The sequence below is a fragment of the Arthrobacter sp. Dra40 genome, assembly GCF_059091905.1.
This window is the reverse complement of record NZ_JBNHHB010000267.1, coordinates 1-6006: the sequence shown is the minus strand read 5'-3', so window position 1 is coordinate 6006 and position 6006 is coordinate 1. Positions and strand designations below refer to the sequence as shown.

6 protein-coding genes are annotated in these 6006 nt (G+C 68.3%); 5 read left to right on the top strand and 1 reads right to left on the bottom strand.

The genetic code is table 11. The features are described 5' to 3' along the window. The 4 genes from AC5RWT_RS33445 to hutI all read left to right on the top strand — a co-directional run. The coding region (locus AC5RWT_RS33445; protein WP_494083972.1) for a hypothetical protein at nt 1–160 on the top strand (160 nt) is incomplete at its 5' end. A gap of 193 nt (nt 161–353) precedes the next feature. After that, nucleotides 354–1553, top strand: coding sequence for an allantoate amidohydrolase (locus tag AC5RWT_RS33440; RefSeq protein WP_494083971.1), 1200 nt, complete (start codon nt 354–356; stop codon nt 1551–1553). Continuing rightward, on the top strand, nt 1550–2998 hold the full coding sequence (locus AC5RWT_RS33435) for an amidohydrolase family protein (protein ID WP_494083970.1): 1449 nt from the start codon (nt 1550–1552) through the stop codon (nt 2996–2998). The genes AC5RWT_RS33440 and AC5RWT_RS33435 overlap by 4 nt, the downstream gene beginning before the upstream one ends. Then, entirely contained in the window at nt 2995–4224 is a 1230-nt protein-coding gene (gene hutI / locus AC5RWT_RS33430) for an imidazolonepropionase (RefSeq protein WP_494083969.1), read from the top strand. The genes AC5RWT_RS33435 and hutI overlap by 4 nt, the downstream gene beginning before the upstream one ends. Before the next feature lie 17 nt (nt 4225–4241). On the opposite strand, the gene AC5RWT_RS33425 is transcribed toward hutI, so the two are convergent. Then, nucleotides 4242–4898 (bottom strand): GntR family transcriptional regulator, encoded by a 657-nt coding sequence (locus tag AC5RWT_RS33425; protein ID WP_494083968.1) that lies wholly within the window; start codon nt 4896–4898, stop codon nt 4242–4244. Between the two features lie 176 nt (nt 4899–5074). On the opposite strand from AC5RWT_RS33425, the gene AC5RWT_RS33420 reads away from it, so the two are divergent. Then, nucleotides 5075–6006, top strand: a 932-nt coding sequence (locus AC5RWT_RS33420) for a Rieske 2Fe-2S domain-containing protein (protein WP_494083967.1), incomplete at its 3' end; no start/stop codon positions are given.

Below are 6006 nucleotides of genomic sequence, written 5' to 3'. Positions count from 1 at the left end.
GGTGTCGGTGGCAGACGGCACCGAGCTGGCGGCGCAGAAGCTGGAGCGGCTGCTGACCAACGACCCGGGCATGGGCGTGATCCGGCACGTGGACGCCGGCTACGACCGGGCCGTCGAAGTGGCGGCCGAACGCGGCGTCCGCATCCCGATGGCGGACTAGCGGCGGCCTGCGCCGGTGACCGGCTTTCGCCGGCGCTTAGACACCTCCGCTCGTTCCTCACTGCGGCGATGCGCGCCTACACGAAAGCCGGTCTCCGGCCGTCCCCACACCTGCTCTGACGGGGCTGCCGGGATGTGCGCTTATGCTACAGCCGGCCTTTGGCCCTCCCTATAGTTACGAAGGAAGTTGGTTCATGCAGACCGTCACGTCACTCCTTGAGTCCATTGCCGATGTTGGGCGCGATGGGCAGCGCGGGGGGTATTCGCGCCCGGTGTTCTCCAGCGCAGAGCTGGATTTGCGCGGTTGGTTCATCGAGGAGGCCGGGCGCCGCGGGCTGGAGGTGGAAACGGACCGCAACGGCATCGTTTGGGCGTGGTGGGGCGAGCCCCAGCACGGTGCGCTGGTGACCGGCAGCCATCTTGATTCCGTTCCCGGAGGCGGAGCCTTCGACGGCCCCCTGGGCGTGGCCTCAGCGCTCGCCGCCGTCGACGTCCTCAAGGAGCGCGGGGTGCAGCCAAACAGGTCGCTGGCTGTCACGGTCTTTCCGGAAGAGGAAGGTTCGCGGTTTGGTGTGGCGTGCCTGGGCTCCCGGCTGCTGGCCGGCGCCATCGATCCGGACAAGGCCCGGAACCTGCGCGACGAGAACGGCACCACCTTCGCCGACGTAGCCCGGGCCAATGGACTGGATCCTGCGCATGTGGGGCGCGACGACGAAGCGCTGGCGCGGATCGGCGACTTCATCGAACTGCATGTGGAGCAGGGCCGCGGCCTGGGCGAGGACGGCCCGGCCATCGCCGTCGGCAGTTCCATCCTGGGTCATGGGCGGTGGCGGATCAGTGTCACCGGCCAGGGCAACCACGCCGGCACCACGCTGATGGCGGACCGCGCCGACCCTATGGTCGCCGCGGCCCACATCATCCTGGCCGTACAGCAGGCGGCCGCGAAGCAATCCGGCGCCCGCGCCACGATCGGGCGGATCCAGCCGGTGCCCGGCGGCACTAACGTGATCGCCTCGCGCGTGGATCTGTGGCTGGACGCCCGGCACCCGGACGACGCCGTCACCGCGCACCTGGTCGAGACCATCCACGGCAAGGCGCAGAAAATCGCCGCCTTCGAGGGCTGCTCGGTTTCACTGACCGAAGAGTCCTACAGCGGAACGGTGAATTTTGATTCAGCGCTGCAGCGCCAATTGGAGAACGCGCTGCCGGGCGCGCCGGTGCTGGCCACCGGTGCCGGTCACGACGCCGGAGTGCTGGCTTCGCGGGTGCCCTCGGGCATGCTCTTCGTGAAGAACCCGTCCGGCATCTCGCACTCCCCGGAGGAATACGTGGAGCCATGGGATGCGGACGCGGGCGCAGAGGCGCTGGCCGATGTACTGGAGGCCCTGCTGTGACCAGTATCTGGTGCGAACGCGCCTGGCTGGGCCCGGCCGGCGTGGCGGACGGGATCCTCGTGGAAGCCGACGACGGCGGGGCCATCACCCGCGTGGGCACTGCGCCCCGGCCGGATCCCGCCACCGGCGTGCTGGTGCTCGACGGCGTGGTCTTTCCCGCCGCCGCCAACGCGCATTCCCATGCCTTCCACCGGGTGCTGCGGGGCCGCACGCATACCGGCAGGGGCGACTTCTGGACCTGGCGCGAGCAGATGTACCGCGCGGCAGGTGCGCTGACGCCGGACAACTACGAGCGTCTGGCCACGGCAGTGTTTGCGGAGATGGTCGCCGTGGGCTTCAGCAGCGTGGCGGAGTTCCACTACGTCCACCACCGTCCGGACGGCACCCCGTACGGAGCCGGCACCCCGGACAGCGCCGGATCCCCGGGCGCCGGCACACCGGACGGCGGAAGCGGCGGGCACGGCGCCGGCCCCTCCGGCGATGACCCGGACAGCGGCGAGTACGGCGGGCACGCCATGGAACTGGCGCTGTGCCGGGCGGCCGAGGCGGCCGGGATCCGGTTGACGCTGCTGGACACCTGCTACCTGTCCGGGGGCATCGGCACCGCGCTGGCCCCGGAACAGCAGCGCTTCGGCGACCGGGACGTACAGGCCTGGCTCACCCGGCTGGACTCGCTCCGCCGCGAGGTTGCGGCGCGGTTCGACCCGGCCCGCATTACGGTGGGCGCTGCCCTGCACTCGGTCCGCGGCGTGCCCGAGCCGGCGTTGCCGGTCATCGCCGAGCACTTGCCGGCCGGGCTGCCGCTGCACATCCATCTCTCCGAGCAGCCGGCCGAGAACGAGGCCTGCCGGGACGCCTACGGCGTGACGCCGGCCGGGCTGCTGGCCCGGCACGGGTTGCTGTCGCCTCGCCTGAGCGCTGTCCACGCCACGCACCTGACCGCCGAAGACGTCGCGCTGCTCGGGAAGGCCGGTGCCACCGTGGTGATGTGCCCGACGACGGAGGCCGACCTCGCCGACGGGATCGGGCCGGCCCGTGAGTTGGCAGATGCCGGCGCGCGGATTGCTCTCGGCACGGACCAGCACGCCGTCGTCGATCCGTGGCTGGAGATGCGGGCGCTGGAACACGGAGAACGGCTGGCCAGCGGCCAGCGCGGCCGGTTTGCGCCCGCCGAGCTGCTGGAGGCCGCGTCCGCCGGTGCGGCCGCCGCCATGGGCACTCCGGTCGCGGGCATCGCCGTCGGCATGGCCTGCGATCTGGTGGCCGTGAACCCCGGCACAATCCGCACGGTAGGCTCGGAACCCGGGCAATTGCCGCTGAGCGCCAGTGCAGCGGACGTTTCAGCCGTCGTCGTTGCCGGTGACTTGCTGGCCCTCAACGGCCGCCACCAGCGCCTGGGGTGGCCCGCAGCGCTGCTGGCCGATGCCCTCAAGGAGTTTGCATGAGCACTGTCGTTACCAACATCGGGGAGCTTCATACCCAGGACCCCGCCCGCGGCGCGGACTCCGTGCTGCACAAGGCCGCGGTGGTCTTCGAGGGTGAGCGGATCGCGTGGCTCGGCCCCGCTGCCGAGGCTCCGGACGCCGACGAGCAGTTCGACGCCGGTGGCCGGGCCGTGCTGCCGGGCTGGGTGGATTCGCACACGCACATGGTCTTCGCCGGAGACCGCACCGAAGAGTTCGAAGCACGGATGGCAGGCGAGTCCTACCAGGCCGGCGGGATCGCGGTCACCACCGGCGCCACCCGCGATGCCAGCGACTTCGAGCTGACAAGGCTTTTACTGGCCCGGGTGGCAGAGGCGGCGTCCGGCGGCACCACCTACCTGGAAACCAAGACCGGATACGGCCTGGACGTGGACCAGGAGGCCCGCAGCGCCCGCATCGCCTCCACGGTGGCCGATGAAGTCACTTACCTCGGGGCACACCTGGTGCCGGCCGGCATCGACGCCGACGACTATACCGACCTGGTCTGCGGGGACATGCTCGCCGCTGTCCGGCCGTACGTGCAGTGGGCGGACGTGTTCTGTGAACGCGGCGCCTTCACCGAGGACCAGTCGCGCCGGGTGCTGGCTGCCTGCCGCGACGCCGGATTAGGACTGCGCGTCCACGGAAACCAGCTGGGGGAAGGCCCCGGAGTGCGGCTCGCCGTGGAATTCGGGGCGGCCAGCGTAGACCACGTGAACTACCTGTCCGACGACGACGTCGCGGCGCTCGCCGGCAGCTGGGCAGGCTGGGACCGAGCCAGCGGCACGGGGGAGCGCGGCACGGTGGCCACCTGCCTGCCGGCTTGCGATTTGTCCACGCGGCAGCCCCTGGCGCCGGGACGGCGCTTGCTGGATGCCGGGGTGGAAATCGCCCTGGCTTCCAACTGCAACCCCGGGACGTCGTTTACCAGCTCCATGAACTTCTGCGTCACGACTGCCGTCCTGCAGATGGGCCTCAGTGTTTACGAGGCGGTCCGGGCTGCTACTTATGGCGGGGCGCTGGCGCTCGGACGGCATACCGGCGTCGACGCAGAAGGCCAGCGTGCCGTCGGCTCCCTCGCCGTCGGGCACCGCGCCGACCTGCACTTGCTCAACGCCCCATCGGCCACCCACCTCGCGTACCGCCCCGGCATGCCATTGACGGCCGCCGTGTGGCGGGCAGGCGTGCGGTCCGCGGTGGGGGGCTAGAAGCCGGCCAACGGCTGTCAGCCGATGTGTTCGTAGCGGTTGGGGTCTTTGACGTCGTGGCAGTGGGCAAGGACCTCGACGGCGCGAGCGGCGTCATGGTCCTTGAGCGCCTGGAGGATGCTGCGGTGATCGTGGATGACTTTGGCCTGATGTTCCGGACCCTGCCGATACGTCAAAGTAATCCGGTGCTGGATGGGATGGTTCCAGATGGAGGAGATCACGCCGCGCAGGTAGTCGTTCTCCGACGGCTCGACAAGGGCCAGATGGAAGGCCCGGCCCAGCCGGAAGAGTTCACCGCTGTCCTGCGGATTGACGGTTTCCGTCTCGTCAACGAGAGCGCTTAGCCGTACCAGCTGCTGGGGCGTGTAGGAGCCGATGGCGTCCTGGACCGCGAGGGATTCCAAGGCGTAGCGCACCTTGAAGACGTTCTCGATCTCACGCTCGTCGAGCTCGTTGACGATATAGCCCTTGCCCGGGACGAGAGTGGTCAGTCCTTCCAGCGTCAGCTGGGTGAGCGCGTCGCGGACAGGGGTGCGGGAGACACCGTATTGTGCAGCCACGGACTCCTGGGCCAAAGCTGCACCGGGTTTGATGGCTCCGCTGATGATGTCGGCGCTCAGCTGCTCGTGGACACGGACCGACAGCGGCCTGACGTCATTCGGTATCGCAGCCATGAGGGCCTCCTTTTGTGTTTCATAGTGCACTCTATAGTCCTGCCCCGGCGCGGCCAGGCAGGGCGGGGGTCAAAACAGCGGGAAATCGGGGCGGTGAAGTCTTGTAAGGAAAGTGCTTGACGTCACACCCACGCTCTGAATACAGTGTATACACACATGATGGAGGAGAACCTAAAATGTATGTGCTCAACACTTGGTACGTGGCGGCGTGGTCAACGGAGGTCACGCGCAAACCGGTGCGGAGGGTCATTTGCGAGCAGCCGATTGTCCTGTTCCGGACCCAGGACAACGAAGCTATTGCCCTGGCGGACCGCTGCGCCCACCGGGCCTTTCCGCTCTCCGAAGGCCGGACCATCGGTGATTCGGTGGAGTGCGGTTATCACGGTTTCACCTACGGGCCGGATGGCATCTGCACCAAAGTTCCGGCCCAGTCGACCATCCCCGAGCGTGCAAAGGTGCGCAAATACCCGGTGGTGGAGCAGGACGGATGGATCTGGGTCTGGACCGGCGATCCTGAACTGGCCGACCCGGCCGATGTTCCGGACACCCACTGGATGGTGGATCCCGAGTGGGCCACCGTCACCCACTCCTACCACTTTAAGTGCCGGGCCGACCTGATCCATGACAACCTGCTGGACCTGACCCATGAGTCCTTCCTGCACAAGACCACGGTGGGTGACGACTACATCTACGAACATGGCATCACCGTGGAAGTGGAGGGAAATGTGGTCAGCGTCGACCGCCTGATGCCCTCGGTGGAAGCGCCGCCGCTCTACGCCGAAACCATGGACGCCCGCGGACTGTTCGACCGCTTCCACTGCACGGAATTCTTCGTGCCGAACCTGCACGTATTGCACTCGGGCATCACCGGCGAGGGCAAGCCACGCGAAGAGGGCTTCCTGATCAAGGTCCTGAACGGGATCACGCCCATCGACGAGCACAACTCCTGGTACTACTACGCCTTCAGCCGGAACTTCGCCGTCGACAATGAGCAGGCGACTGAGGACCTCCGCATCGGCTTGGCCACCGTCCTGGACGAGGACGCATCGGCGCTGGAGGCCCAAGAGATCGGGATGCAGACCCGGCCCGAGGGCGAGTTCGATGTTTT

Bases quoted from the DNA above. Each gene is read 5' to 3' on its own strand.
- AC5RWT_RS33440 (WP_494083971.1), top strand. From the start codon at position 354: ATGCAGACCGTCACGTCACTCCTTGAGTCCATTGCCGATGTTGGGCGC.
- hutI (WP_494083969.1), top strand. From the start codon at position 2,995: ATGAGCACTGTCGTTACCAACATCGGGGAGCTTCATACCCAGGACCCC.
- AC5RWT_RS33425 (WP_494083968.1), bottom strand. From the start codon at position 4,898: ATGGCTGCGATACCGAATGACGTCAGGCCGCTGTCGGTCCGTGTCCAC.